We start from the raw sequence: 24,612 nt of genomic DNA, 5'->3' as shown, positions 1-24,612 counted from the left end.
GGCGCCGGCCCTGTGTTTTTTCCTGCCTCGTTTTTCCGCTTCGTTTTTCCACTCCGGCCGCCGGCTCCTTCGCGGCCCCTGCTCGCCTCAGTCGCCGCGCACCGGCCGGCCGTGCCAGCGCAGCACGAGCCGGCGGCCGACGAAGCAGAGCGCGCCCGTGACCGCGATCGTCACGCCCATGCCGAACGGCGTGCCGTCGGCCAGCAGCCCCACCACCGCGCTCGCCACGGCGCCGAGCCCGAGCTGCATCGCGCCGAACACGGCGGCCGCGGCCCCGGCGTTGTGCGGATAGCGGTGCATCAGGTCGGTCGAGCAGTTCGCCGACAGCAGGCCGAGCACACCGACCACGAAGAACAGCCCGGCCACGATCGACCAGAGCCCGCCGATCCCGGTCAGCGCGAAGAACGCCACCGCGAACGAGGCGATGCAGCTCACCAGCGAGGCCGCCGAGATCAGCCGCAGCGAGCCGAGCCGGCCGACCACGCGCGTGTTGATGAAGTTGCCGGTGATGATGCCGATGATGTTCAGGCCGAACAGCAGGCCGTAGTGCTGCGCCGAGACGTGGAAATACTCGATGTAGACGAACGGCGTGGCGGTGATGTAGGTGATCATCGAGGCGAACGCCATCCCGCCGCACAGCATGTGCCCCCAGGCCACCGGGTCGCCGAGGATGCGCCCGTAGGCCGCGAACGAAGTGAGGATCGCCGAGGAATGGCGCCGCGCCTTCGGCCAGGTCTCCGGCACCTTCAGGAACGCGGCGATCGCGCAGCCGAGGCCGAACAGCGTCAGCACCACGAACACCGTGCGCCAGCCCGCGAAGCGCAGGATCTGGCCGCCCACCAGCGGCGCGACCAGCGGCCCGACCGAGGTGACGATCGCCACCATCGACAGCACGCGCGCCGCGTCGGCCGGCTCGTGCGCGTCGCGCGCGATGGCCCGCGACAGCACCGAGGCGGCGCCCGCGCCGAGCGCCTGCAGGAAGCGCAGCACGATCAGCGTGCCGATGCTCGGCGCGACGAAGCAGCCCGCGCCCGCCACCGTGAACAGCACGATGCCGCCGAGCAGCACCGGCCGGCGGCCGAGCGCGTCCGACAGCGGGCCGTACAGCAGCATGCCGAGCGAGAAGCCCGCGATGAAGCTCGTCAGCGTCCATTGCACGGCCGCCGCGCTGGTGCCGAGGCTCTCGGCCACCGACGGCATGCTCGGCAGATACATGTCGGTGCCGATCGGGCCGCAAGCGGCCAGCGCACCAAGCAACAGGATCAGCCGGGCGTCGGGCCGGCGCCGTACCACGTTCGACATGGGAAATTCTCGGGAGCGGCCGGGACTTCGCGCGCGTTCCGGGGCGACTCGCTGCAAGGCGCTTCGGCTCGATTCGGCGCGGCCCGGCTCGGGCGGGACGGGCAGCCGGACGGCCGCCGCAAGGCGACAATTGTACGCGCTTGTCCGGAATCGTTCGTCCGGCACCGCCGCCGCGAGCGCGGGGCGGGCGTCAAGGCGGCGCCGAAAACGATCGGGTAAGCTCGCGGGGGCGGGTTCCTCCCGGGGACGCCCCCCGAATCCGCCCGACTCCCGTTGACCCGACCAAGATGACCGCCTTCCTGCTGATCTGGAGCCCCAAGAAATGGCCGTGGCCCGAGTTGCCCGAACTGGCCGCGCGCGTGCGCGCCGGCGAGGCCGTGCGCGACGTCTGGGGCTGCGGTTTCTCGCGCAGCATCCTGCCCGGCGACCGCGTGTTCCTGCACCGCGTCGCGCAGGAACCGAAGGGCGTGTTCGGCTCCGGCTACGTGGCGCGCGCGCCCTACGAGGTACCCGACGCCGGCACCAAGCGCGGCTACCGGCTCTGCATCGACTTCGTCTACGACTGGCTCGTCGACGCCCACGCCGAGACCGTGATCCCGCGCGACGCGCTGCGCGTCCACCCGTTCTCGGTGCAGACCTGGGACGCGCAGACCTCCGGCACCTCGATCAAGCCGATGGCCGAGGGCGCGCTGGAAAAGCGCTGGGCCGAGCTGACCGGCCGGCGCAAGCCGCCGCCGCTGTAGCGGGCCGCCCCGCCGCCGCCCGTGAACCGCTGCGCGGCGGCCCCCCGGCGACCCGCCGCGTCACTCTTCGGTACAATCTGCCCATCGTGTTTCGCACGGTTTCGTGCGTTCGCGGCCGGGACAGCGCGGCGGTCGTCGCGCCCCGCCCGGCCGCCGCCTCTCATCGCAGGTCCTTATCCATGTCGAACAACCAAACGCTCTTCGAACGCGCCCAGCAGACCATTCCGGGCGGCGTCAACTCGCCCGTGCGCGCCTTCCGCTCGGTCGGCGGCACGCCGCGCTTCGTGTCGCGCGCCCAGGGCCCCTACTTCTGGGACGCCGACGGCCAGCGCTACATCGACTACATCGGCTCGTGGGGGCCGATGATCCTCGGCCACGTCCATCCGGAAGTGCTGGCCGCCGTGCAGGCCGTGCTCGCCGACGGCTTCTCGTTCGGCGCGCCCACCGAGGCCGAGATCGAGATCGCCGAGGAAATCTGCAAGCTGGTGCCGTCGATCGAGCAGGTGCGGATGGTGTCGAGCGGCACCGAGGCCACCATGAGCGCGCTGCGCCTCGCGCGCGGCTTCACCGGCCGCAGCCGGATCGTCAAGTTCGAGGGCTGCTACCACGGCCACGCCGACAGCCTGCTCGTGAAGGCTGGCTCGGGCCTGCTGACGTTCGGCAACCCGACCTCGGCCGGCGTGCCCGCCGACATCGCCAGGCACACCACCGTGCTCGAATACAACAACGTGGCCGCGCTCGAGGAAGCGTTCGGCGCGTTCGGCGACGAGATCGCCGCCGTGATCGTCGAGCCGGTGGCCGGCAACATGAACCTGGTGCGCGGCACCCCGGAATTCCTCAACGCGCTGCGCGCGCTCTGCACCCAGCATGGCGCCGTGCTGATCTTCGACGAGGTGATGTGCGGCTTCCGCGTCGCGCTCGGCGGCGCCCAGCAGCACTACGGCATCCAGGCCGACCTGACCTGCCTCGGCAAGGTGATCGGCGGCGGCATGCCGGCCGCCGCGTTCGGCGGGCGTCGCGACATCATGGCCCAGCTCGCGCCGCTCGGCAGCGTCTACCAGGCCGGCACGCTGTCGGGCAACCCGATCGCCGTGGCCGCGGGCCTGAAGACGCTGCAGCTGATCCAGGCGCCCGGCTTCTACGACGCGCTCACCGCGCAGACCCAACGCCTCGCCAGCGGCCTCGCCGCCGAGGCGCGCTCGGCCGGCATCGCGTTCAGCGCCGACGCGATCGGTGCGATGTTCGGCCTCTACTTCACCGAGGCCGTGCCGACCAGCTTCGCCGACGTGACCAAGAGCGACATCGCGCGCTTCAACCGCTTCTTCCACCTGATGCTCGACGAAGGCGTCTACTTCGCGCCGTCCGCGTATGAGGCCGGGTTCGTCTCCAGCACCCACGACGACGCCGTGATCGACGCGACGCTCGCCGCCGCGCGCCGCGCGTTCGCCGCGCTTGCCGCGCCCGACGCCTGATTACCACGGAGAACCGGATGTTCTCGGATACTGATTTCGCGCACATGCAACGCGCGCTCGACCTGTCGTCGCGCGGGATGTACACGACCACGCCGAATCCGCGGGTCGGCTGCGTGATCGTGAAGGACGACGTGGTGATCGGCGAGGGCTACACGCAACCGGCCGGGCAGGACCACGCCGAGGTGCAGGCGATGAAGGACGCGCGCTCGCGCGGCCACGACCTGCGCGGCGCGACCGTCTACGTCACGCTCGAGCCGTGCAGCCACTTCGGCCGCACGCCGCCGTGCGCGCAGGGGCTGATCGACGCGCGCGTGGCCAAGGTGATCGCCGCGATGGAAGATCCGAATCCGGTCGTCTCCGGGCGCGGCCTCGCGATGTTGCGCGACGCCGGCATCGAGGTGCGCTGCGGGCTGCTCGCGCAGGAAGCGCGCGAGATGAACATCGGCTTCGTCTCGCGCATGACGCGCGGCCGGCCGTGGCTGCGCATGAAGATCGCCGCCTCGCTCGACGGCCGCTCGGCGCTGCCCACCGGCGAGAGCCAGTGGATCACCGGCGAGGCCGCGCGCCGCGACGGCCACGCGTGGCGCGCGCGCGCCTGCGCGATCCTGACCGGCATCGGCACCGTACTCGAGGACGATCCGCAGCTGACCGTGCGCGACATCGACACGCCGCGCCAGCCGCTGCGCGTGCTGGTCGACAGCCGCCTCGACCTGCCGCTCGACGCGAAACTGCTGGCCGGCGCGCCGATCCTCGTGTTCTGCGGCAAGCTCGACGCCGTCAGCGAGGCGCGCGCCGCCGCGCTGCGCGATCGCGGCGCCGAGGTGATCGCGCTCGCCGATGCGAACGGCAAGGTCGACCTGCCCGCCATGCTCGCGGTGCTCGGCAAGCGCGGCATCAACGAGCTGCACGTGGAGGCCGGCCACAAGCTGAACGGCTCGCTGCTGCGCGAGGGCTGCGTGGACGAGCTGCTCGTCTACCTCGCGCCCACCCTGCTCGGCCCCGAGGCGGCCGGCATGTTCAACATCGCGACGCCGCCCACGCTGGCCCAGCGCACGGTGTTGCAGTACCACTCGATCGACCGGATCGGCGACGACCTGCGCGTGCTCGCGCGGCTGGTCGGCGCGCCGGCACCCTGACTCTTCTCGTCCACGGAATTCACACGATGTTTACCGGAATCGTCGCGGCTGTCGGCCGCATTGAAACCATCGAACCGCTCGGCAGCGACGCCGATGCCGGCGTGCGCCTCGTCGTCCGCGCGGGCGGCCTCGATCTCGACGACGTCGCGCTCGGCGACAGCATCGCGATCCAGGGCGCCTGCATGACGGCGATCGAGAAGACCGCGCAGACGTTCACCGTCGACGTGTCGCGCGAGAGCCTGAACAAGACCGCGGGGCTGACCGAGCCCGGCGAGGTGAACCTGGAGAAGGCGCTGCGCGCGCACGACCGGCTCGGCGGACACATCGTGTCGGGGCATGTGGACGGACTCGGCACGGTCACGCATTTCGCGCCGGTGGGCGAGTCGTACGAGCTGCGCGTGCTGGCGCCGAAGGAACTCGGCAAGTATCTCGCCTATAAAGGCTCGATCACGGTGAACGGCGTGAGCCTGACGGTGAACGCGGTCAGCGATCTCGCGGACGGCTGCGCGTTCTCGATCAACCTGATTCCGCACACGGTGCAGGTGACGACGCTGCGCCATGTGAAGCCGGGGGTGAAGGTCAATCTCGAGATCGACATGATTGCGCGGTATGTGGAGCGGATGCTCAACGCGGATCTCGACGGCGCGTCCCGGTGAAGTAATCGGTTTTTCGCTTTTGCGTCTTCGGCCGCTGTCCTGAATCAGGACGGGATGGCCGAAGCCAGCCAGCCCGTTCATGCCGGTGCACCGGCACGAACGGCAGGCACGAACCGCACCCCGCGTTCCCGCCCCGGGGTCACCCGCCGCTTACGGCTGAACCCAGGACGCGAGCCCGCCGTAGCTGAAGCCGGCCTTCTGATGCCGCTGATGCTCGATGATCAGGTTTTCCAGCGATTCGCCGCTGTCCCCGGTGTTCGACACGAAATCGATCGGGATAACGCCGACCACCGAACCGAAATCGTAGTTCTTCAGAAACTTCTGCAGCCGGGCATTCATCCCGGCGGCGTTCCTTCCCGGTGACTGAGCCCCCCAGCTGTAGCTCGCGAAATTGAGCGTCATCTGGCCTTGCTTCGCCCAGGCATCGGCACCCTCGATGTACTTTTCCACCTCGTCGCCTTTTTCCGTGCCATTCCATTTCGACCAGCCGTTTTGCGTCTGGAACAGCGTCGAGCTGGACACATCGTCGATTTCGCAGCCGTTCCAGACCATGCCACCCTGGCCCGGAAGGCTGCCCGGCTTCATATTGGTCGGCCATCCACCGCCGGCCGTCGCCCGGATCAGGATAATTCGCCCCCTGACATCGCCAACCTTGGGAAAATCGCTGACCGGATTTCCCGCCGCGTCCTTCTTCAGCGCATCGCCGAAATACCAGTAATTCAGATAAGGCTGGGTCATTTCCGTGAATTTCTGCGCGAAGGCATCACCCTCGGTGGTGTCCTCCATCTGGAGATTCATGAGAATGAATTCGGAAGGATTCGCGGCCAGAAACGCCACGCACTGCGCCTGGATCTCCTGGAACGTGATGGCCTGATTCATGCTGCCGTGCCGGACGAACAGGTAGATCTTCGGATCGCCGGGCTCGTCGACCGGCGATCCGGCCTCCCCCGTCGGCGCGACGATGTCGCAACGCACGTCCAGGAACCGGATACCGCGGCTCAGCTGATCGATGACGGATCGCCACTGGCAATGCGCGGAAGATCCACCATATCGCGCGCACGATTCATGCGAACCGGGAATACTGACTTCGCAAATCGGCGCTGCATCGTCAATGGCGGACATCCAGTTATTCGACCAGGTCACGACCACGTTTGCATCGGACATCGTGCTTCTCCTGAACAGGTGAACTACCCCGAAACCGTGAAAGTTGATTGATTTGATATTCTCGCGGCAGTCGTTACCAGAATTCTGCCGCCGACAGTGTGCCTCAGCGTCGGGAAACAAGATATAGCGATAAAAAGCGCCTCGAACTCAAGTCGATTTCGAGTTCGATAATCGAAGGGATGACATCAGCGAAAGGCGGGGATATCGGGAAAATCGCACCGATATGGGGAGACGGCCGTGCGTCCGGGGCCGTGATCGCACGACCGGTTGAATCGGCGCGATGACGTGAAACCGCCGGCAGGCCTGAAACCTCGCCGGCGATTGCAGTAAAAAAACGGAGACGGTTCGGGCCGCCTCGCTGGTCGTCCAGGCTGCCTACTCCGGCAGACTAGTCGCGAAACGCATCGACCACATGCAGCACATGCGCGTAGACGGCGCCGGCCCGCAGCACGACGGCAATCGCATAGGCCTCGTCGAGCGCCGCGGCCGGCTGCCCGGCCGCCAGCGCCACGTCGTGAAACACCCGCCGCCGCGCCTCGTTGGCCTGCGCATAGGCCGCCGCCGCGGCCACCACCCAGACGAGGCCCGGCGCCAGCACCTCGGTATCGAACACCGCCTGCGCGAACCGCAGACGCTGCCGCGCCAGTTCCGTGTCCTGCACGGCGGCCTCGTCCTCGACCGCGAGGCGCCCGTCGGCCACGCTCACGCGCGCCTCGCCGAACGCCTCCAGCGCCGCGCTGACGTAGCTGACCGCGACCGCCTCGGGCTCGCTCGCGCCGGTGCGGCGCGCGGCGATCGAATGATGCTCGATGCAGAACGCGCAGCGCGTGACCTGCGCGATCGCGACGGCCACCAGATGCTTGTCCTTCTCGGCCAGCGTCCCGGTCCGCCACACCGAAGCCGACGACAGCCCGCGAAACGCCTTGGGGCCGCCATGCTGCCGTTCGAGCGCGCCGAGAATCCGCGCTTCCTCGTCATGCGTTCGTGTTCCGCTCATCTGCTCTCTCTTCCGTGAAAAATGCGCTCAGCGCGCATCGGCGACGGCATCGCGGCCGGCCGGCACCACCACGCGGCCCGCGATCCGGCGCGCCGGATCCGCCGCGGCCAGCACCGCGATCAGGCTCAACCCGCCGAGCGCGCTGATGTAGGCGCAGATCAGCCATGGCTTGCCGTCGCCGAGCGCCAGCAGCGCCGCCGCGACGAACGGCGTGAGCCCGCCCGAGATCAGCGTACCGATCTGGTAGCCGAGCGAGATCCCACTGTAGCGCACCTCGACCGGAAACTGCTCGGCGAACCAGGCCGCGCCGGGCGCGTAGATCGCGGCGTCGAACAGCGCCAGTTCGATCGCGAACACCACGGGCAGATAACGCAGGTCGCCGTGATCGAGGAACCAGAAGAACGGCCAGACCAGCAGGCTGATGCCCGCCACGGCCCATACCGCCGGCCGGCGCCGGCCGATCCGGTCGGACAGCGCGGCCCACAGCGGCGTGGCGACGATCGCGAACGCCGAGCCGATGATCACGGCGCTCAGCGCCGACGAGGCCCCGCCGCGCTTCAGGTTCAGATAGCTGATCGCATAGGTCGTGACGATCGCGTACATGGCCGGCTGCAGGAGCCGCAGGCCGATCGTCACGAGCAACGCGCGCCGGTGATGCCGGAACACCTCGGCGACGGGCAGCCGCCGGATCCGGCCGTCGGCCTGCGCCGCGAGGAACGGCTCGGGCTCGCGAATCCGCGTGCGCACGAATACGCCGACGGCCACCAGCACCACGCTGAACAGGAACGGCAGCCGCCAGCCCCAGGCCGCGAACGCGTCGGGCGCGAGCCACGCGCGCACGGCGAGGAAGGTGCCCGACGCGAGCAGCATGCCGGCGGCCGAGCCGACCTGCGTAAACGAGCCGAGCAGCCCGCGCGAGCGTTCGCCCGCATGCTCGACCGACAGCAGCGAAGCCCCGCCCCACTCGGCGCCGGTCGCGATGCCCTGCAGCAGCCGCAGCGCCACCAGCAGCCCGGTGGCGAGCAGCCCCGCGCTCGCGTAGGTGGGCAGCAGCCCGGTCAGCACGGTGGCGATGCCCATCAGCACGAGCGAGAACACCAGCACGCGCTTGCGCCCGATGCGGTCGCCGAAGTGGCCGGCGAACACGGCGCCGAGCGGCCGCGCGAAGAAGCCGACACCGTAGGCCGCGAACGCGCCGAGGATGCCGGTCAGCGCGCTGGCCGAGGGGGGAAAGAACGCGTGGCTGAAGACGAGCGCCGAGGCGGTGCTGTAGATGTAGAAGTCGTACCACTCGATGGTGGTGCCGATGAAGGCGGCGAAGCCGACGCGCGCGGCGCCGGCGGCAGGCGTCGACGACGCCGTGGAACGGGTGGACATGATGCTCGAACCGGATGGGACGGCGCAGTAGACCATCGATTTCCACCACGTTCCAACGAGATTTCCTGCTTAGCATCGAAGCGGATCGCCTCATAACAATATGAACGATTCACGCTTCGCGAGGCACGGCGCCGAACCTAGAATGGCTCGCTTTCCTCCTGCCCCGGCCGCCGCGGCCCGCCGTGATGCCTCGTCAAATCCGTCTGAACGCCTTCATGATGAACTGCGTGGCGCATCTCGCGCCGGGCCAGTGGACCGCGCCGGACGATCGCTCGGTCGACTACCTCGACCCCGCGTACTGGGTTGGGATCGCCCGCACGCTCGAGGCGGGCCTGTTCGACGGACTGTTCCTCGGCGACGTGATCGGCGTCTACGACGTGTTCGGCAGCACGCCCGACGCCGCGCTGCGCACCGCCGCGCAGGTGCCGATGAACGATCCAGCCGTACTGATCCCGCTGATGGCGCACGCCACGCGCCATCTCGGCTTCGGCCTCACGACCTCGGTGGCCTACGAGGCACCCTACCTGCTGGCCCGGCGCTTCACCACGCTCGACCACCTGAGCGGCGGACGCATCGCCTGGAACATCGTGACCTCGTACCTGCAGAGCGGCGCGCGCAGCCTCGGCGACGACGCGCTGCTCACGCACGACGCGCGCTACGAGCGCGCCGACGAGTTCATGGAGGTCTGCTACCGGCTCTGGGAAGGCAGCTGGGAAGACGGCGCGCGGCTGCGCGACCGCGAGCGCGGCGTCTATGCCGACCCGGCGCGCATCCACGCGATCCGGCACGAAGGCACGCACTTTCGCAGCGAGGGCGTGTTCCAGTGCGAGCCGTCGCCGCAGCGCACGCCGCTGCTGTTCCAGGCGGGCGGCTCGGCGCGCGGCACGCGTTTCGCGGCCCGGCACGCCGAATGCATCTTCCTCGGCGCGCCGACGCGCAACGGCCTGCGCAGCTCGGCGCGGGCGATCCGGCAGGCGCTCGTCGACGCGGGCCGCGCACCGGACAGCGCGCGGCTGTTCGCGATGCTGACGGTGATCGTCGACGCCACCGCCGAGGCCGCGCAGGCCCGCTACGCGGCCTGTCGCGAACGCGCCAGCCACGAGGGCGCGCTCGCGCTGCTGTCGGGCTGGACCGGCATCGACCTCGCGCGCTACCGCCCCGACGACACGCTCGCCTATGTCGATACCGACGCGGGCCAGTCGGCGCTGGCCTCGTTCAGCAAGCTCGATCCGGACAAGGTGTGGACCGTGCGCGACGCGACGGAATTCGCCGCGATCGGCGGGCGCGGCGCGGTGGTGGTCGGCGACGCGGCGCAGGTGGCCGACGAACTGCAGGCGATCGTGGACGACACCGGCATCGACGGCTTCAATCTGGCGTGGGTGGAGTCGCCGCGCACGTTCGAGGACGTGGTGCGCTACCTGGTGCCCGAACTGCAGCGGCGCGGCGCCTACAAGACGCGCTACGAGGCGGGCACGTTGCGGGAGAAACTGCTGGGCGGCGCGGCCCGCTTGAGCGCACCGCACGTGGGCGCGCGCTTTCGTGCGGCCGGTGCGGCCGGCGCGGATTGAACTTCGGTTGAACGGCGGCCAACCCGCCCCGCGCCACGACCGAACCCGGCCGCGGCGCCGGCATCCCCTCACGCCGTCTTACTTCCCCGCCTTCTGCGCGCCCGCCTTGACCCGCTTCAGCTCGGCCAGCACTTCGAGCGCTTTGCCCTCGTCCTCGGTCAGGTCGACCATGAACGCCTCGTTGTTGGCCTTGATCCATTGCAGCGGCATGTCCCACCACGCCAGCTCGAGCAGACTCTCGCGCACGCGCTCCGGGAACCGGAACCGCACCAGCCGCGCCGGCGAGCCGACATAGATGCCGTAGGGCTCGGCGCGGAAATTCGGCGGAATCACCGACCGCGCGCCGATCACGCAGCCGCTCCCGATCTCGCTGCCCCCGAGCACCATCGTCTCGTCGCCGATCCACACGTCGTTGTGGACCACGGTATCGCCGTACTGCGGCTGGGGCGTGTTCAGCAGGCCGTCGCCGAACACGCTGAACATGCAGGTCGAGATCGTCTTGATGTCGTGCTGGCCGTTGAGCAGGAAGCGCAGGCGCAGGCCGCCGGCGACGAACTTGCCGATCCGCAGCGCCTGCTGGTCGAAATCGTACTTGGCGATCGAGCCGACCCCGAGGCCCGAGCCGCGGCCGATGTGGAAGGTGCCCGCCGTGGCTTCCTCGTCGAGCCAGTTCTTGAAGAAGTTGTTCGGAATCGTCGAGTACGCGCCATCCCGGTAGGTGAACACGATGAAGTGTTTGGCGAACTGGTGATTGGCCGCGATCCCCGTGCAATCGTCCGATGTGGTTACGTTCATGGTGAAGTAGGGAAGAGATGGCGTCGACGGCTCGCACGGCGGCCGGCGCGGTTCCGTTGGAATGGCCGAAGCCATGATGCCTCGGAGTCGGACGATAGCCCCGCGACCGCGGGCACGGGCCGCCCGGCTGTGCTCGCCGGAGCCGGCGACGGGATTGCCGCTTACCGCCGGTGTCGCCCGGCTATCGCGGGTGCAATTGTAGTATGAAAAAACGGCTGATCCATGACCGCCGTGCGGCCGGCGGCGGACGCCGAATCGCCCGCCGGCCCCCGCCCCGGCAGGCCATGTGTCGGGCACCGTGGACGCCGCGCCGCCGGCCAGCCGAGACCCGGCCGCGTCCGGCGCGCCGCGCATGCCCTCGCGCAGGACGCGGCGAGCCGCGCGAGGGCATGGCCGGCACCGGAACGCGCGGAAGCAGCGCGCGTTGCGGTGCCGGGCCGGGTCTCCTCCCTGGCCCCCGGCCGCTGCGGCTACGCCGCGCCCGGCCCGGCCTGCCCCATCTCCTCCACCACGCGCGCGATCGACGCCACCACCCGGTCGGCCAGTTCCATCGGCGTCGCGCCGGCCGACTCCAGCACCAGATCCGCGCACTCGCGATAGAGCGGATCGCGCTGCGCATACAGCTCAGTGAGCCGCTGCAGCGGATCGGCGACGCGCAGCAGCGGCCGCCCGCCCTGCACGCGCGCGCGCTCCCACAGCCGCGCGGGCGCCGCGTGCAGGTAGACCACGAAGCCGCGCGCGCCCAGGGCCGCGCGATTGCCGGCACGCAGCACGGCGCCACCGCCCGTGGCCAGCACGATGCCGCTGCGCTGCGTGAGTTCGTCGAGCAACTCGGCCTCGCGCAGCCGGAACGCCGCCTCGCCCTCGCCGAACAGCGCCTCGATGGTCCTGCCCGTGCGCCGCTCCAGCTCCCAGTCGGCATCGAGGAACTCGCCGCCGAGCAGGCTGCCGATGCACTGGCCGATGGTGGTCTTGCCGGCCCCCATCATGCCGACCAGGAAGATCCCGCGATCCAGGCCCGCGCTCGCGGGCGCGCCGGCCGGTGGCGTCGCCGCGCTCACAGGCGCTGCCACAGCGACGCGCGCGGCCGCGTGGCGAGCACCACGCGGCGCTCGCGCACGGCGTTCGCGAGCACGTCGAGCGTGGCCTCGACCATGTCGACGTTGTGCGTCGACCATTCGTAGGCGCCGTCGGCCCCGGCTTCGTCGGGACGATGCGGCAGCGTGCTGCCCGGCGTGGCGTCGAGCAGCGCGCCGACCACGTGCGTGATGTCATCGCGCACCGCGTCGCCGAAGTAGCGCGCGAGCGCATGGCCATGCTGCGCGAGCCCCGGCCGATAGGTCAGGTCGACCACCAGCGCCTGCGCCGAGGCCACCGTCTGCCCGTAGGCGCGCCCGAGCGCGGCGTGGCGCGCGACGCCGGGCGGCACGATGATGCCGGGCAGCAGCCCCGGCCCCGCTCCCGTACCGGCGCGCCGCGGCGCCACCATCCGCGACGGCGGCTTCAGGTTGCCGGCCTGCAGGTCGCTCAGCATCCCCGCCTCGAAATTCCAGCGGATCGCCCAGGCCGCCTGCGCGGCCAGCTCGGCATCCTGCGCCAGCTCGGCCGCCGAGAACGCGGCGGCCACGCCGTTCAGCGCCAGCGTGCGCGCCAGCTGGTCGAGCGGGCCGGCGGCATCCGGCCCGGCCGCGGCGCCCGGGCCACGCCGCTGCCGCGGGCAGACGCAGGCGAGCAGCTCGACGTCGTCCTCGTAGTCGCGCGCGAGCTGGCGCAGCCACTGCTGGAAGCTCGGCTGGCGCAGCCGCGCCGGCTCGCTCTGCAACAGCAGCAGCAGGCGGTCGTCGCGGCCCTGCACGATGGCCGCGATGCGCTGGTGGACGCGGGCGAGATCGAGCTTCATGACAGGTCTCCCGCGGCAGTGGCCGGACGCAGCGCGTCGACCGTCACGAACGCGCTGTCGAAGCGCGGATAGGAACCGAGCACGCGATACGACTCGGCCACGGTGCCGAGCTCGTCGAGCGCGGCGGCCAGCTGCGGATCGTCGCGATGGCCGGCCACGTCGAGCAGGAACCGGTAGCGCCACGGCTTGGTGCGGCGCGGCCGCGCGTCCACCCAGAGCACCGACACGCCGCGCCGCCCGAACGGCGCGAGCAGATCGGCGAGCGCGCCGGGATGGTGATCGAGATAGACCGCGAGCGTGGTGCGGTCGAAGCCGGTCGCCGCGGTGGGCGCGTTGCCGAGCACCAGGAAGCGCGTGCAGTTGTCGGCATGGTCCTGGATGTCCTCGGCCACCACGCGCAGGCCGTACAGCGCGGCGGCATGCGCGCCGGCGATCGCCGCGCTGTCGGGCGCGGCGGCCGCGAGCCGCGCGGCCTCGGCGTTGCTCGGCGCCTCCTGGCGCGTCGCGCCCGGCAGCATCCGTTCGAGCCAGTCGCGGCACTGCGCGAGCGACTGCGGATGGCCGAACACGCGCGTCACGCCCGACAGCGAGCGGCCGGTGGAGAGCAGGCAATGCCGCACCGGGATCACCACCTCGCCCTTGATCGGCGCGCTGGTGTCGAGCAGCAGATCGACGGCGCGATTGACGGCGCCCTCGGTCGAGTTCTCGATCGGCACCACGGCGAACTCCACCTCGCCGCCCACGAAGCGGGCGAACACCTCGTCGATCGAGGCGCCGGGGCACGGCACCGCCGCCTCGCCGAAGTAGGCGCGCACCGCGTCCTCCGAATAGGTGCCGGCAGGCCCGAGGAACGCGATCTTGCCGTGCGTCTGCAGCTCGCGGCTGGCGCGCATGATCGCCTGCCAGATCGCGTCCACCTGCCCGTCGGCGAGCGGCCCGCCGTTCAGCGAGCACAGCCGCTCCACCACCTGCCGCTCGCGCTCGGGCTGGAACGTCGCCGCGCCGCTGCGCGCCTTGACGCGCCCGATCGCGAGCGAATAGCCGGCCCGCCGGTTGATCAGCGCCACCAGCTGCTCGTCGACGCGATCGATCTCGTCGCGCCAGTGGTCGATGTGATCGCCGCCATCGGCCACGGATACAGAAAGCACGTCCATCCTCTCCCCCGTCCAGGTTCGCCGTCGAAATCGCCGCGGCGCCTAGGCGCGCGCCGCTCCGTTTGCGCGCGCATGCAGCCGCTGCATCTGGTTGAAGATGTTCTTGCGGTGCATCTCCTCGGTGCCGCCCACGCTCGCGAAGCCCAGCGCGTCGCGCGCCAGCACCGCCAGCTCGCCCTCGTGATAGCCGGTGCTGCCGCGCAGCCGCACCAGGCTGATCGCCGTGTCGATCAGGTCGTTGGCGCCCACCAGCTTCGCGATCGAGCAGAGCATCACGCTGCCGTCGCGCCGGTTCAGCAGCTGGTCGAGCGCGGCGTAGGCGAGCCAGCGCGTGCGCTCGATGCCGATGCGCGCGTCCACCACGCGCTTCTGCACGTACTGGTGCGCCGCCACCGGTTCGCCGAAGCTGGTGCGCGCGGCCACGTAGTCGAGCGCCTCCTCGACGTAGGGCTCGGCGATCGCGGCGCTGACCAGGCCGTAATAGAGCCGCCCCAGCGAGATGATGTCGATCAGCTGCTGCAGGCCGCGGCCCGGTTCGCCGAGGATCTGCTCGCGACTCACCGGCGTGTTCTCGTAGCGGATCGGGCCGGTGGGCAGCGCGCGGTTGCCGAACTTCGTGTCGGGCGGCCCGGCGTGGATGCCCGGTGCGTCCTTGTCGAGCATCACCAGCGTGACGCCTTCGCGCGCCGCGCCGGTCAGCTTGGCCACCACCAGCGAGAAGTCCGCCACCGGCGCGTGGGCGATGTTGAACTTGTCGCCGGACAGCACGTAGCCGTCACCGTGCGGCTCCAGCACGGTGCCGATGCTGCGCACGTCGGTGCCGGTGGTGGGCTCGGCGATCGCGGTCACGCCGAGTTCGCCGCGCAGCAGCGCGCCGAAATACTTCTCGCGCTGCGCGGGGCTGCCGTATTCGGTCATGGCGCGGATCAGGCCGGCCTGCGCGATCACGGAGAGCACCAGCGCCGGCGTGCGGATGCCGCTCGCCAGCCCTTCCAGCGCGGCCGTGAACGCCCACCAGCCGCGCTCGTCGCCGCCGAACGCCTGCGGAATCGCGATGCGCCAGAGTCCCGCGTCCTTCAGCCTGCGCCAGCCGTCGTGATCGAACGCGTCGATCGCGGCGCCCTGGCGGGCCTGCGCGATTTCCGCGCCCAGCTTGCGGTAGCGGTCGTGCAGCTGCCGCTCCTCGTCGTTCCATCCCAGTTGCATGGGTCGCCTCCAGTTGCCCGGCGCGCGGCGCCGTTGCGGTGTCGGTGGGTGTCGGTAGATGGGTTCGGTGGTGGCCGGCCGGCGCTCAGACTTCGCCCTGGTAGCCGATGATCTTCTGCTTGAAGTCCTCGGGCACCGGCGTGGTCTTGTTGGTCTCGTAGTCGAACATGACGTGGGTGGACAGGCCGCGCGCCACGATCGTCTTGTCGTCGCGCTCCATCAGGTGCTCGATCTCGAAGCTCTTGGTGCCGAACTTGATGACGCTCGACTTGACCGTCAGCTTGTCGCCGAACAGCGCGGGCGTGACGTACTCGCACTGCGTCTTGACCATGATGTGCGGCAGCTTCTCGCTCTTCGGCAGGTCGAGCAGGTCGAACATGTAGCTCAGGTAGGAATGCTGAAGATAGTCGTAGTAGACCGGGCTGCTCACGTGCCCCATCGAGTCGGTGTCACGGTATTTGACGACGATGGGCGTTTCGTAATGGCGCTTGCTCATGTGGATCTCCGCAGGGTGGGATCAGGGTCTTGGCGCGCGGCGCCGGATGCGCCGCGTGCCGCTCGGTTGTCATCGACGGGATGAACGTTAAGGCCGAACCCGAATCGCAATCCACTGGCAAAGTTCTTAGTTGCTGCTGCGCACCATCTTTCGTATAAACGTCGCATTGCCAAGCAACTTCGCCCACGCCAAGGAGTGCGTCATGGAAAGCGCAACATCCGGCCGGTCGTCCGCGCGACGCCTGCCCTCGCCCGCGGAAATCGCCGCGGCCTGCCCCACCACGGCGCGCGTGCGCACCGTGGTGGAAAACGGCCGGCGCGCCATCGTCGACTGCCTCGAAGGCAGCGACGGCCGGCTCGCCGTGATCGTCGGTCCCTGCTCGATTCACGATCCCGATGCGGCGCGCGACTACGCGCACAAGCTCGCGGAGCAGCGCGAGCGCCTCGCCGACGATCTCGAGATCGTGATGCGCGTGTACTTCGAAAAACCGCGCACCACCACCGGCTGGAAGGGCCTCATCAACGACCCCTGGCTCGACGGCAGCCACGCCGTGGAGACCGGGCTCGGCATCGCGCGCACGCTGCTGCGCGACGTCAACGAACTGGGGCTGCCGACCGCCACCGAGTTCCTCGATCCGCTCACGCACGGCTATTTCTCGGACCTCGTGAGCTGGGGCGCGGTGGGCGCACGCACCACCGAATCGCAGACGCACCGCGAAGTGGCGTCGAGCCTCGCGATGCCGGTGGGGTTCAAGAACGGCACCGACGGCAACGTGCGCATCGCGGCCGACGCGATGATCAGCGCGTCGCGCGCGCACCATCACCTGTCGATCGACGGCGACGGCGCGATCTGCAAGACCGTCTCGCCCGGCAACCCCTACGCGCACATCGTGCTGCGCGGCGGCAGGCAGCCGAACTACGACGCGGCCAGCGTCAACGCCACGGGCTCGCTGCTCGAGAGCGAGAACCTGCGCGGCCGGCTGTTCGTGGACGCGAGCCACGCCAACAGCGCGCGCAAGCATCGCAACCAGATCGCCGTGTGCGGCAACATCGGCGCGCAGCTGGCCGACGGCAGCCGCTACATCGCGGGCGTGATGATCGAATCGAACCTCATGGAAGGACGCCAGGACCTCGGCAACGGCAAGGGGCTCGAGTACGGCAAGAGCGTGACCGATGCCTGCCTGTCGTGGGAGGACACCGTGGAGGTGCTGTCCCAGCTCGCCCGCTCGGCCGGCAAGCGCCGCAAGCTGGCGCGCGCCGAGCCGAGCGGGCTCGCGACGGCCTGAACGCCGGGCCCGCGCACCACGCGCGGGCCCGGTCCGCTCGCGCACGCGCCGCCCGGCGCGCTGAGGCCGCGTGCCTGCCGTCACGCGCGCCGGCTCCGGCCGGCAGCCGCCTTCCCCTCACGCTTTCCCGCCTCCATGCCGCCGGCATGGAGGCCGTCTTCGTTGATCGCGCGCCGCGCGGCAACCGCTTGTCGATCAAACCTGGGCCACCCGCCTGCCCCGCACGCCTCGCCCTCGCGCCCCACGGCGCGCCACCGCGCGAACCGGCCCGAAGCCGGTAAATCCGCCAATCCGCCCAATCCGGCGCCCGCATCGCCACTGCCGCGCGAATGAATTCACAGTGTCTTTTTCTGAACAGAAAATAATTTTCGCATTTCAAATTCGTCAAATTTATATGCCGGATTCAGCATAAAATTACGACGCGTTTTTCTGAATCTGCAATACTGTCAATACTTCACATTCATCATTCCATAGGCTCCACGCTATCGATCGGCACCTGGAGGAGACACCTGGGACAGACTGCGTGCCATGAGCTGCAAACCGCAGCCGCATTGGCTCCGCGCGCTTCTTTAAATGCTTTTCCGCGGGGATGAAGATGGACAGCTGGCGAGAAGATGTGATGTTGCAGCTCGAGCGCGCAACGGATGCCGCGCATGCGTTTTCCATTATTGCGAAAATTGTCGCAAATCTGGGATTTGAATATTGTGCGTTCGGCATGCGAATTCCCATTCCGCTTTCGCGGATGCCGGTATATATGCATAACAATTATCCGATGCAATGGCAGCTCAACTATCGCGAGCAATCGCTGCTGCGGCTCGATCCCACCGTCGATCGCGGCATGCGCTCGACGCTGCCGTTCCTGTGGCCCGCGCTGTCGGCGCACGGCAGCGCGTTCTGGGAGCAGGCCTGGTCCTACGGGCTGCGGCACGGCTGGGTGCAGTCGGCGCGCGATCCGTCGGGCGCGATGGGCATGTTCAGCTTCGCGCGCAGCCATACCGCGATCGACCGGCTCGAACTCGACGCGAAGGAATCGCGCCTCGAATGGCTGTCGCAGATCTCGCACGCGACGATGGCGCGGCTGCTGCTGCCGCATACGCTGCCCGAGGTCCGTCACCAGCTCAACGCGCGCGAGCGCGAGGTGCTGCTGTGGAGCGCGGAAGGCAAGACTTCGGTGGAAATCGCCACGATCCTGAATCTGGCGGAGAGCACGGTGAACTACCACGTCGCGAACGCGGTGAAGAAGCTGCGCGCCTCGAACAAGATGCACGCGGTGGCGAAGGCCGCGATCCTCGGGCTGCTGTTCAGCGACGTCGCGGTGGTCAATCCGCTCGTCGAGCGCGACGCGCCCTCGCGCGAGCCCGCGCCGGGTCATGCGCGCGCGGCCTGCCTCGTGACCGAGGACGACAAGGGCTGATACGCGCGGCTACTTGGCCGGCTGCGCCGCCGCGCGCGGAGTGCGGGCGGCGCCTGGCGCGCGCGGGGTGCGCGGCGTCCGTGTCGCGCGTCCGCGCGGCGTGCGCTCGACGGGCGGCAACGAGGCCGCCTGCAACGACGACGCCAGCGCGGTCGGCGCCGGCACGTGCAGGTCGAGCTCGCGCAGATCGAGCAGGGATGCGTGGCCGTCGTCGGTCATCGGCCTCGACGGCCGGGCCGCAACCGCGTGAGCATCGTTCAGGATGGTCCAGCGTGCTTTCATCGTCGACTCCCGGATAGCTTGCAAGTGAAATACCAGGGCGGGACGCCGCGCTTCGCGCGGTGCCGCGTCGTCGCCCTGCCGAAGACGGCCGCCGCCGGTGGCGGCCGGTGTTCCCCGTGCGCGACACGCGTGCGCGGCCGCGGTCGTGCTCAGCCGGCCCGGGGCGCGGGCGCGCCGCCCGTCGCCGCGGTGCCGGCGCGGCTGCCTGCGTTCGCGCCGACGCCGGAGGCGGCGGCCGGCATGCCGGCCGCGCCGGCCTGCGCATCGGCGGCCGGGAAGGTGGTCTGCCAGCCGCCGCCGAGCGCCTTGAACAGGCCGATCAGCGACACCAGCACGTCGGTGCGGCTCACGGCCAGCGCCTGCTGCGTGCCGAGCAGGTTTTGCTGCACCGTCAGCACGTTAAGGAAATCGGTGGCGCCGGCCAGGTACTGGCGGCGCGCGTTGTCGAGCGCGAGGCGGTTCTGCTCGACGGCCTCGGCGAGCGTGTCGTGCTGCTGCTGGCTGGTGCGGTAGGCGCTCATCGCGTCGTCCACCTCGTGCCACGCGTTCAGCACGGTACGCCGGTAGCCGATCGCCGCCGCCTGCTGCTCGGCGTTGCGCAGCGCGAGCTGGCCCTTGAGCCTGCCGCCCTCGAACAGCGGGATGCTGATGGCCGGCCCCACCCCGAACGCGCGCGAACTCCAGCTGTCGAGATCGCCGAAATGCATGGCCTGCAGATCGAGATTCGCCGACAGCGTCACGCGCGGATAGAAGTCGCCCACCGCCACGCCGATCTGCGCCGTGGCCGCGTGCAGCGTGGCCTCGGCCTCGCGGATGTCGGGGCGCCGCTCGGCAAGCTCCGACGGCAGCCCGACCGGCACCGCCGGCGGCACGGGCGGCAGCGGCGCGGCCTGCCGCAGCTCCGCCTCGAGCGTGCGCGGCGGCGCGCCGAGCAGCAGGCTCAGCGCGTTCACGAGCCGTGCGCGTTCGTGGTCGAGCGGCGGCAGGCGCGCCTCGATGGTCTTCACCTGCGCGTCGGCCTCGGCGAGGTCCAGCTGCGTCGCCACGCCGTCGCGCAGGCGGATCCGCGTGAGCCGCGCGTTGTCGCGCGCGGTGTCGAGATTGCGCCGCACGATGTCCTGCTGCGCCTGCACGCCTCGCAGGCGCACGTAGCTGCCCGCGGTCTCGGCCAGCATCGACAGCAGCACCGCGCGCCGCCAGTCCTCGGCAGCCTGCAGCGACGCGTCGGCGGCCTCGATCCGGCGCCGCACGCGGCCCCACAGGTCGAGCTCCCACGACACGTCGAGGCCGGGCTGCCAGAGGTTGTAGTCGCTCTTGCCGTTCAGGCCCGACACGTCGATCAGCCCGTTCTGGCTCGAGCGCGCGTGCTGGTACGCGGCGCTGCCGTTCAGCGCGGGCAGCGCCTCGGCGCCCGTCACGCGGCGCGCGGCACGCGCCGCGGCCACGCGCGCGCCGGCCGCTTCGACGTCGAGATTGCCCGCGCTGGCGCGCTCGATCAGCGAACTCAGCTCGGGATCGCCGAACTGCCGCCACCAGTCGACGTCGAGCGGACCGGGCACCGGGCGGCTCGCCACCGGCGCTTCCGCGCCACCCGCATCGTGCGCGGCCGTGGTCGAAGAAGCCGGGACGGCGGCCGAGGCACCCGCCGGCGCGACGGCCCCGTCGCCGGTCCAGCTCGCGGGCAGCGCCGCCGTCGGGCGCTGGAAATCGGGGCCGACGGTACAGCCGGCCAGCAATGCGCAGGCGCCGCACAGCAGCGTGATGGCGGTCCTCATCGCGCGGCCACCGCTTCGCCGGCGTTGCCATGCACGTCGTCGGTGCTGATCGACGCTTCCACCGACATCCCCACGCGCAGCCGTTCGAGCGACGGCTGGCCCGGGTCGAGCACGATCTTGACCGGAATCCGCTGCACCACCTTCGTGAAGTTGCCGGTCGCGTTGTCCGGCGCGATCGCGGCGAAGGTCACGCCGGTGGCCGGCGCGACGCTGTCCACCTTGCCGCGCAGCACCACGCCCGGCAGCGTATCGACCTTCACCTCGCTGCGCTGGCCGGGCCGCACGTCGGTCAGCTGCGTTTCCTGGAAGTTGGCGACCACGTAGGCGCGCTGCAGCGGCACCACCGCCAGCAGCGGCGTGCCGGCGCCGACCCACGCGCCCACCCGCACCGAGCGCCGCCCGACCATGCCGTCGATCGGCGCCGTGATGCGCGTCCAGCCCAGGTTCAGGCGCGCCGTCTCGAGCGCGGCGCGGGCCCGTTCGAGCGCCGCCTCGGCGTGCTCGCGCGTGCTCTGCAGCACCGCCACGCGCTGCTTCGCGGCGGCGAGGCTGGCCTCGCCGCGCGTCACGTCGGCGCGCGAGGCGTCCACGCGCGCGCGCGACTGCTGCGCGTTCTGCACGCTGCCGGCGCCGTGCTGCGCGAGGTCCGCGTAGCGCTCGGCGTCGGCGTGCGCGAACGCGTAGTTGGCGCGCAGCGCGGCCAGGTTCGCGCCGGCCTGGTCGATGGTGGCCTGCTGTTCGACGAGGCTCGCCGCGGCGTTGCCGACCGCGGCCTGCGCCATCGCCACGTCCGCCTGCGCGGCGAGGAACGCGGCGTGATAGTCGCGATCGTCGATCTGCGCGAGCAGCTGGCCCTTGCGGACCTGCTGGTTGTCCTCGACGCCCACCGACACGATCTGCCCCGCCACGCGCGGCGCGACCAGGCTGAAATCGGCATCGACATAGGCGTCGTTGGTGGTTTCGCCGGCGGAGCGCGTGAAGCGGAATCCGGCGAGGCCGAGCGCCAGCACGGCCGCGACGACGACGGCAACGAGGTAAGGCTTCCTCTTGAGCGACAGGTTCGACATGGAATACGAATCTCTAGGATTGAGCCACGGGACGCGGCGGGTAGATGCGGGTGGGAATCAGCGGAATCAGCAGGATCAGCGCGAACGACAGCACCGCCATCACGCGCAGCACGTCGGCCGAGGCCAGCACCAGCGCCTGCTCGTGCATGCGCGCCGACAGCAGCGCGAGCAGCGCCTGCGGATCGAGCCCGCTGGCGGCGCCCCAGGCCTGCCGCGTGAGGTCGCCGGCGAGCGGATGGTTGCCCGACTGGTCGGCCAGCACGTTCAGGTGATAGCGCTCGCGCATGGTGGTGAGCCCCTCGGTCACGCCGGTGCCGACCACCACCGAGAAGCCCTTGACGGTGTTGAACCACGACGACGCGAACGGCCCTTCCATCGGCGTCATGCCGTTGGTGGCCAGCATCAGCAGCGGGATCACGGCCATCGGCTGCGCGAAGATCTGCAGCAGCTGCACCGCGTAGAAGTTCTCGCGCACCCACTCCGAGGTGAGATCGGCGCCGACCAGGCACGACAGCCCGATCATCGCGAGGCCGATGCCGAGCACCCAGCGGCAGTCCACGCGCGGGATGTTGCAGAGCGCCGCGACGAGCGGCAGCGCCACCAGCTGCGGCAGCGCCACGCAGAGCGCGAGCGGCACCAGCTGCAGCGGCCGGTAGCCGTGGACCTCGGCCAGATAGGCGGCCGGCACGCCCGGCACCGCGACCAGCACCAGCAGCACGCCGCCGAGCGTGATCAGCGAATGCGTGAGGTTGCGCCGCGAGAGCAGCTGGATCTTGAAGAACGGCAGCGGGTGATACCACTCGTTGACGAGGAACAGCACGAGCAGCACGCCGCCGCCGCCGAACAGCGCGCGGATCAGGCCGGAGTCGCCCCAGCCGAGCCGCGTGCCCTGCTCGAACGCGATCACCAGCATCGCGATGGCCGGCGCGCCGAGCAGCACGCCGCGCCAGTCGAAGCTGCGCAGCCGTTCGAGGCGCAGCGGATCCTGCGGCAGCCCCCAGGCGATCATCGCGATCGAGATCGCCGCGAGCGGCGCGATCTGCCAGAACAGCCAGCGCCAGCCGACGTATTCGGACCAGAGCGCCGCGAGCGGCGTGCCGAGGTTGGGCGCGAAGGTGGCGGTGAGCGCGTAGGCGGCGAGGCCGTAGAGCTTGATGCCGGGCGGCAGGAAGCGCAGCGCCACCGTCATCAGCATCGGCGGCAGGCAGCCGCCCGCGAGGCCCTGCACGAGGCGCAGGGCGTAGAGCGTGCCGACGTCGGGCGCGAACGGCATCACGGCGCCGAGCAGCGCGAACACCGCCACCGCGCCGATCGTGAAGCGGCGCAGCGAGAACGTGCCCGAGCACCACGGCGCGAACATCATCGCGCAGACCTGCGCGGCCTGATAGAGCGCCGACAGCCAGATCGCGCCGTCGCGGCTCACGCCGAGCGCGCCGCGGATGTCGGCCATCGCCGTTTCGGTGACGTGATCGTTGAGCTGCGCGATCACCACGGCCAGCAGCACGCCGCCGAGCCCGGTGATGATGCGCGCGCCGAACGCGGCCGGCGCGGCGGCCTTGGCCGGCTCCGCGCGCGCGGGCGCCGGACTGCCAGCGGGTGTGCCGGCCACGGGCGTACCGGCGGAGGGCGTACCGGCTAGGGGCGCGGCGCCCGCGCCGATCGCGACGTCGTTCATCGCGCCCCCGGCATGCCGGCCGCCGGGGCCGCCCGTCCCTTCACCGCCGCTGCCGCGGCCGCGCGCTTGCTCCCGTCCACTTCGGTTCCCCCGTGATCGATGACCCGACGGAGTTTAGAAGCGGTGCAACAATACGAAAACTGACTTGTCTGCACTCGATGCGTGCGCCAGACGCACGCATCGATACGGGCCGCGCGGTGGCCCGTGCGCGCCGTTCAGCCCGCCGGCGCACCCGCGGCGCAGACCTCGCGCACGACCTGGCGCAGCCAGCGATGCGCGCCGTCGCTCTGGAACCGCGGATGCCAGCCCTGCACCATCACCACCGTCGCGAGCGGCAGCGGCAGCGAGAACGCGCGCGCGCGGATTCCCATCCGCTGCACCGCCCAGGCCACGTGCTCCGGCACCGGCAGGATCAGGTCCGAGGTGCCGAGCATGAACACCCCGGAATGGAACGTCGGCACCACCAGCGAGACGCGCCGCGCGAGGCCCAGCGCGGCCAGCGCCGTGTCGATCGGCCCGCTGGAACGGCCACGCCGCGATACGCTGATCTGGTCGTGGCGCGCGAACCGCTCGGGCGTGATCTCGGCGTCGAAGATCGGATGCGCCTCGCGCGCGAGGCCGACGAACTTGGTCGTGAACAGCGGCTGGACGTGGACGTCCTCGCCCATCGGCCGCATCGCGCTGATGTAGAGATCGACGGCGCCGTCCTGCAGCACCGAGTCCTCCGAGCTGCTCTCGGGCGAGAAGCGCAGCAGCACGTGCGGCGCCTCCCCGCGCACGCGCTCCAGCAGGCTCTGCCCGAACGCGCTGACGAACACGTCGTTGGCATGCAGCGTGAAGCCGCGTTCGAGCGTGGCGAGATTGACGTCCTTTTCGGGCTGCAGCAGCTGCCGTGCGCTCGTCACGGCGCCGCGCACCGATTCGCGCAGCGCCAGCGCACGCGGCGTCGGCACCATCTTGCGGCCGACCTTCACGAACACCGGGTCGCCCACGGTCTCGCGAATCCGGGCCAGCGTGCGGCTCATGGCGGGCGCGCTCAGGTTCATGCGGCGCGCGGCGCCCACCACCGAGCCCTCTTCGAGCAGGACGTCGAGGGCGAACAGGAGATTGAGGTCGGGTGATTGCATGACGGGCGATTATAGGGATAT

22 protein-coding genes are annotated in these 24,612 nt (G+C 70.4%); 7 read left to right on the top strand and 15 right to left on the bottom strand.

Going from position 1 to position 24,612, the window contains the following annotated elements:
* Positions 1 to 87: 87 nt before the first annotated feature.
* The gene (locus tag BpN12_RS18790; protein WP_198250005.1) at positions 88 to 1,302 is read right to left on the bottom strand and encodes a Bcr/CflA family multidrug efflux MFS transporter; all 1,215 of its coding nucleotides are present in this window, start codon (positions 1,300 to 1,302) and stop codon (positions 88 to 90) included.
* Between the two features lie 287 nt (positions 1,303 to 1,589).
* Between BpN12_RS18790 and BpN12_RS18785 the strand changes: the two genes are divergently transcribed.
* The 4 genes from BpN12_RS18785 to BpN12_RS18770 all read left to right on the top strand — a co-directional run bounded on the left by BpN12_RS18785 (position 1,590) and on the right by BpN12_RS18770 (position 5,309).
* Positions 1,590 to 2,045, top strand: coding sequence for a hypothetical protein (locus BpN12_RS18785; protein ID WP_246797007.1), 456 nt, complete (start codon positions 1,590 to 1,592; stop codon positions 2,043 to 2,045).
* 179 nt (positions 2,046 to 2,224) lie between these two features.
* A complete protein-coding gene (hemL, locus tag BpN12_RS18780) occupies positions 2,225 to 3,517 on the top strand; it encodes a glutamate-1-semialdehyde 2,1-aminomutase (RefSeq protein ID WP_246797006.1) in 1,293 nt (430 codons plus the stop codon).
* Positions 3,518 to 3,534: 17 nt separating this feature from the next.
* On the top strand, positions 3,535 to 4,653 hold the full coding sequence (gene ribD, locus BpN12_RS18775) for a bifunctional diaminohydroxyphosphoribosylaminopyrimidine deaminase/5-amino-6-(5-phosphoribosylamino)uracil reductase RibD (RefSeq protein WP_246797005.1): 1,119 nt from the start codon (positions 3,535 to 3,537) through the stop codon (positions 4,651 to 4,653).
* 26 nt (positions 4,654 to 4,679) lie between these two features.
* The gene (locus tag BpN12_RS18770) at positions 4,680 to 5,309 is read left to right on the top strand and encodes a riboflavin synthase (protein WP_246797004.1); all 630 of its coding nucleotides are present in this window, start codon (positions 4,680 to 4,682) and stop codon (positions 5,307 to 5,309) included.
* A 150-nt stretch (positions 5,310 to 5,459) separates the two neighbouring features.
* Here BpN12_RS18770 and BpN12_RS18765 read toward each other — a convergent pair whose 3' ends face one another.
* From BpN12_RS18765 to BpN12_RS18755, 3 genes are all read right to left on the bottom strand, one after another.
* The gene (locus tag BpN12_RS18765; RefSeq protein WP_246797003.1) at positions 5,460 to 6,473 is read right to left on the bottom strand and encodes a phosphatidylinositol-specific phospholipase C domain-containing protein; all 1,014 of its coding nucleotides are present in this window, start codon (positions 6,471 to 6,473) and stop codon (positions 5,460 to 5,462) included.
* A 388-nt stretch (positions 6,474 to 6,861) separates the two neighbouring features.
* Complete coding sequence (locus BpN12_RS18760) at positions 6,862 to 7,470, bottom strand: carboxymuconolactone decarboxylase family protein (RefSeq protein WP_246797002.1); 609 nt, start codon at positions 7,468 to 7,470, stop codon at positions 6,862 to 6,864.
* A gap of 27 nt (positions 7,471 to 7,497) precedes the next feature.
* Entirely contained in the window at positions 7,498 to 8,847 is a 1,350-nt protein-coding gene (locus BpN12_RS18755; RefSeq protein ID WP_246797001.1) for an MFS transporter, read from the bottom strand.
* 185 nt (positions 8,848 to 9,032) lie between these two features.
* Here BpN12_RS18755 and BpN12_RS18750 point away from each other — a divergent pair, with 185 nt between their 5' ends.
* A complete protein-coding gene (locus tag BpN12_RS18750) occupies positions 9,033 to 10,415 on the top strand; it encodes an LLM class flavin-dependent oxidoreductase (protein WP_246797000.1) in 1,383 nt (460 codons plus the stop codon).
* 78 nt (positions 10,416 to 10,493) lie between these two features.
* Here the strand turns inward: BpN12_RS18750 and BpN12_RS18745 are convergent, their stop codons facing one another.
* The 6 genes from BpN12_RS18745 to BpN12_RS18720 form a co-directional block, all read right to left on the bottom strand.
* A complete protein-coding gene (locus BpN12_RS18745; RefSeq protein WP_246796999.1) occupies positions 10,494 to 11,210 on the bottom strand; it encodes an LbetaH domain-containing protein in 717 nt (238 codons plus the stop codon).
* 470 nt (positions 11,211 to 11,680) lie between these two features.
* Positions 11,681 to 12,271 (bottom strand): shikimate kinase, encoded by a 591-nt coding sequence (locus tag BpN12_RS18740; RefSeq protein ID WP_246796998.1) that lies wholly within the window; start codon positions 12,269 to 12,271, stop codon positions 11,681 to 11,683.
* A complete protein-coding gene (locus BpN12_RS18735; RefSeq protein WP_246796997.1) occupies positions 12,268 to 13,110 on the bottom strand; it encodes a hypothetical protein in 843 nt (280 codons plus the stop codon). Before BpN12_RS18735 ends, BpN12_RS18740 begins: the two co-directional genes overlap by 4 nt.
* Positions 13,107 to 14,264, bottom strand: a complete 1,158-nt coding sequence (gene pheA, locus BpN12_RS18730) for a prephenate dehydratase (protein ID WP_425306351.1) — start codon at positions 14,262 to 14,264, stop codon at positions 13,107 to 13,109. The genes BpN12_RS18735 and pheA overlap by 4 nt, the downstream gene beginning before the upstream one ends.
* A gap of 42 nt (positions 14,265 to 14,306) precedes the next feature.
* Positions 14,307 to 15,470 carry an acyl-CoA dehydrogenase family protein gene (locus BpN12_RS18725; RefSeq protein WP_246796995.1) on the bottom strand — a complete coding sequence of 388 codons (1,164 nt, stop codon included), beginning with the start codon at positions 15,468 to 15,470 and terminating at the stop codon, positions 14,307 to 14,309.
* 85 nt (positions 15,471 to 15,555) lie between these two features.
* Positions 15,556 to 15,966 (bottom strand): acyl-CoA thioesterase, encoded by a 411-nt coding sequence (locus tag BpN12_RS18720; protein WP_246796994.1) that lies wholly within the window; start codon positions 15,964 to 15,966, stop codon positions 15,556 to 15,558.
* 202 nt (positions 15,967 to 16,168) lie between these two features.
* On the opposite strand from BpN12_RS18720, the gene BpN12_RS18715 reads away from it, so the two are divergent.
* Positions 16,169 to 17,251: a 3-deoxy-7-phosphoheptulonate synthase gene (locus tag BpN12_RS18715; RefSeq protein WP_246796993.1), complete on the top strand. Its 1,083-nt coding sequence runs from the start codon at positions 16,169 to 16,171 to the stop codon at positions 17,249 to 17,251.
* A 589-nt stretch (positions 17,252 to 17,840) separates the two neighbouring features.
* The gene (locus BpN12_RS18710; protein ID WP_342346215.1) at positions 17,841 to 18,665 is read left to right on the top strand and encodes an autoinducer binding domain-containing protein; all 825 of its coding nucleotides are present in this window, start codon (positions 17,841 to 17,843) and stop codon (positions 18,663 to 18,665) included.
* A gap of 9 nt (positions 18,666 to 18,674) precedes the next feature.
* On the opposite strand, the gene BpN12_RS18705 is transcribed toward BpN12_RS18710, so the two are convergent.
* From BpN12_RS18705 to BpN12_RS18685, 5 genes are all read right to left on the bottom strand, one after another.
* Entirely contained in the window at positions 18,675 to 18,947 is a 273-nt protein-coding gene (locus BpN12_RS18705; protein ID WP_246796991.1) for a hypothetical protein, read from the bottom strand.
* Positions 18,948 to 19,096: 149 nt separating this feature from the next.
* The gene (locus tag BpN12_RS18700) at positions 19,097 to 20,722 is read right to left on the bottom strand and encodes an efflux transporter outer membrane subunit (protein WP_246796990.1); all 1,626 of its coding nucleotides are present in this window, start codon (positions 20,720 to 20,722) and stop codon (positions 19,097 to 19,099) included.
* Entirely contained in the window at positions 20,719 to 21,789 is a 1,071-nt protein-coding gene (locus tag BpN12_RS18695) for an HlyD family secretion protein (RefSeq protein WP_246796989.1), read from the bottom strand. Before BpN12_RS18695 ends, BpN12_RS18700 begins: the two co-directional genes overlap by 4 nt.
* Before the next feature lie 13 nt (positions 21,790 to 21,802).
* The gene (locus tag BpN12_RS18690; protein ID WP_246796988.1) at positions 21,803 to 23,464 is read right to left on the bottom strand and encodes an MFS transporter; all 1,662 of its coding nucleotides are present in this window, start codon (positions 23,462 to 23,464) and stop codon (positions 21,803 to 21,805) included.
* Positions 23,465 to 23,679: 215 nt separating this feature from the next.
* Complete coding sequence (locus BpN12_RS18685; RefSeq protein WP_246796987.1) at positions 23,680 to 24,591, bottom strand: LysR family transcriptional regulator; 912 nt, start codon at positions 24,589 to 24,591, stop codon at positions 23,680 to 23,682.
* Between the last annotated feature and the right edge of the window lie 21 nt (positions 24,592 to 24,612).

The organism is Burkholderia perseverans, from assembly GCF_022870505.1.
GTDB lineage: Bacteria > Pseudomonadota > Gammaproteobacteria > Burkholderiales > Burkholderiaceae > Burkholderia > Burkholderia plantarii.
The sequence above is the reverse complement of the archived record's forward strand: the minus strand, read 5'-3'. Positions and strand labels throughout refer to the sequence as shown.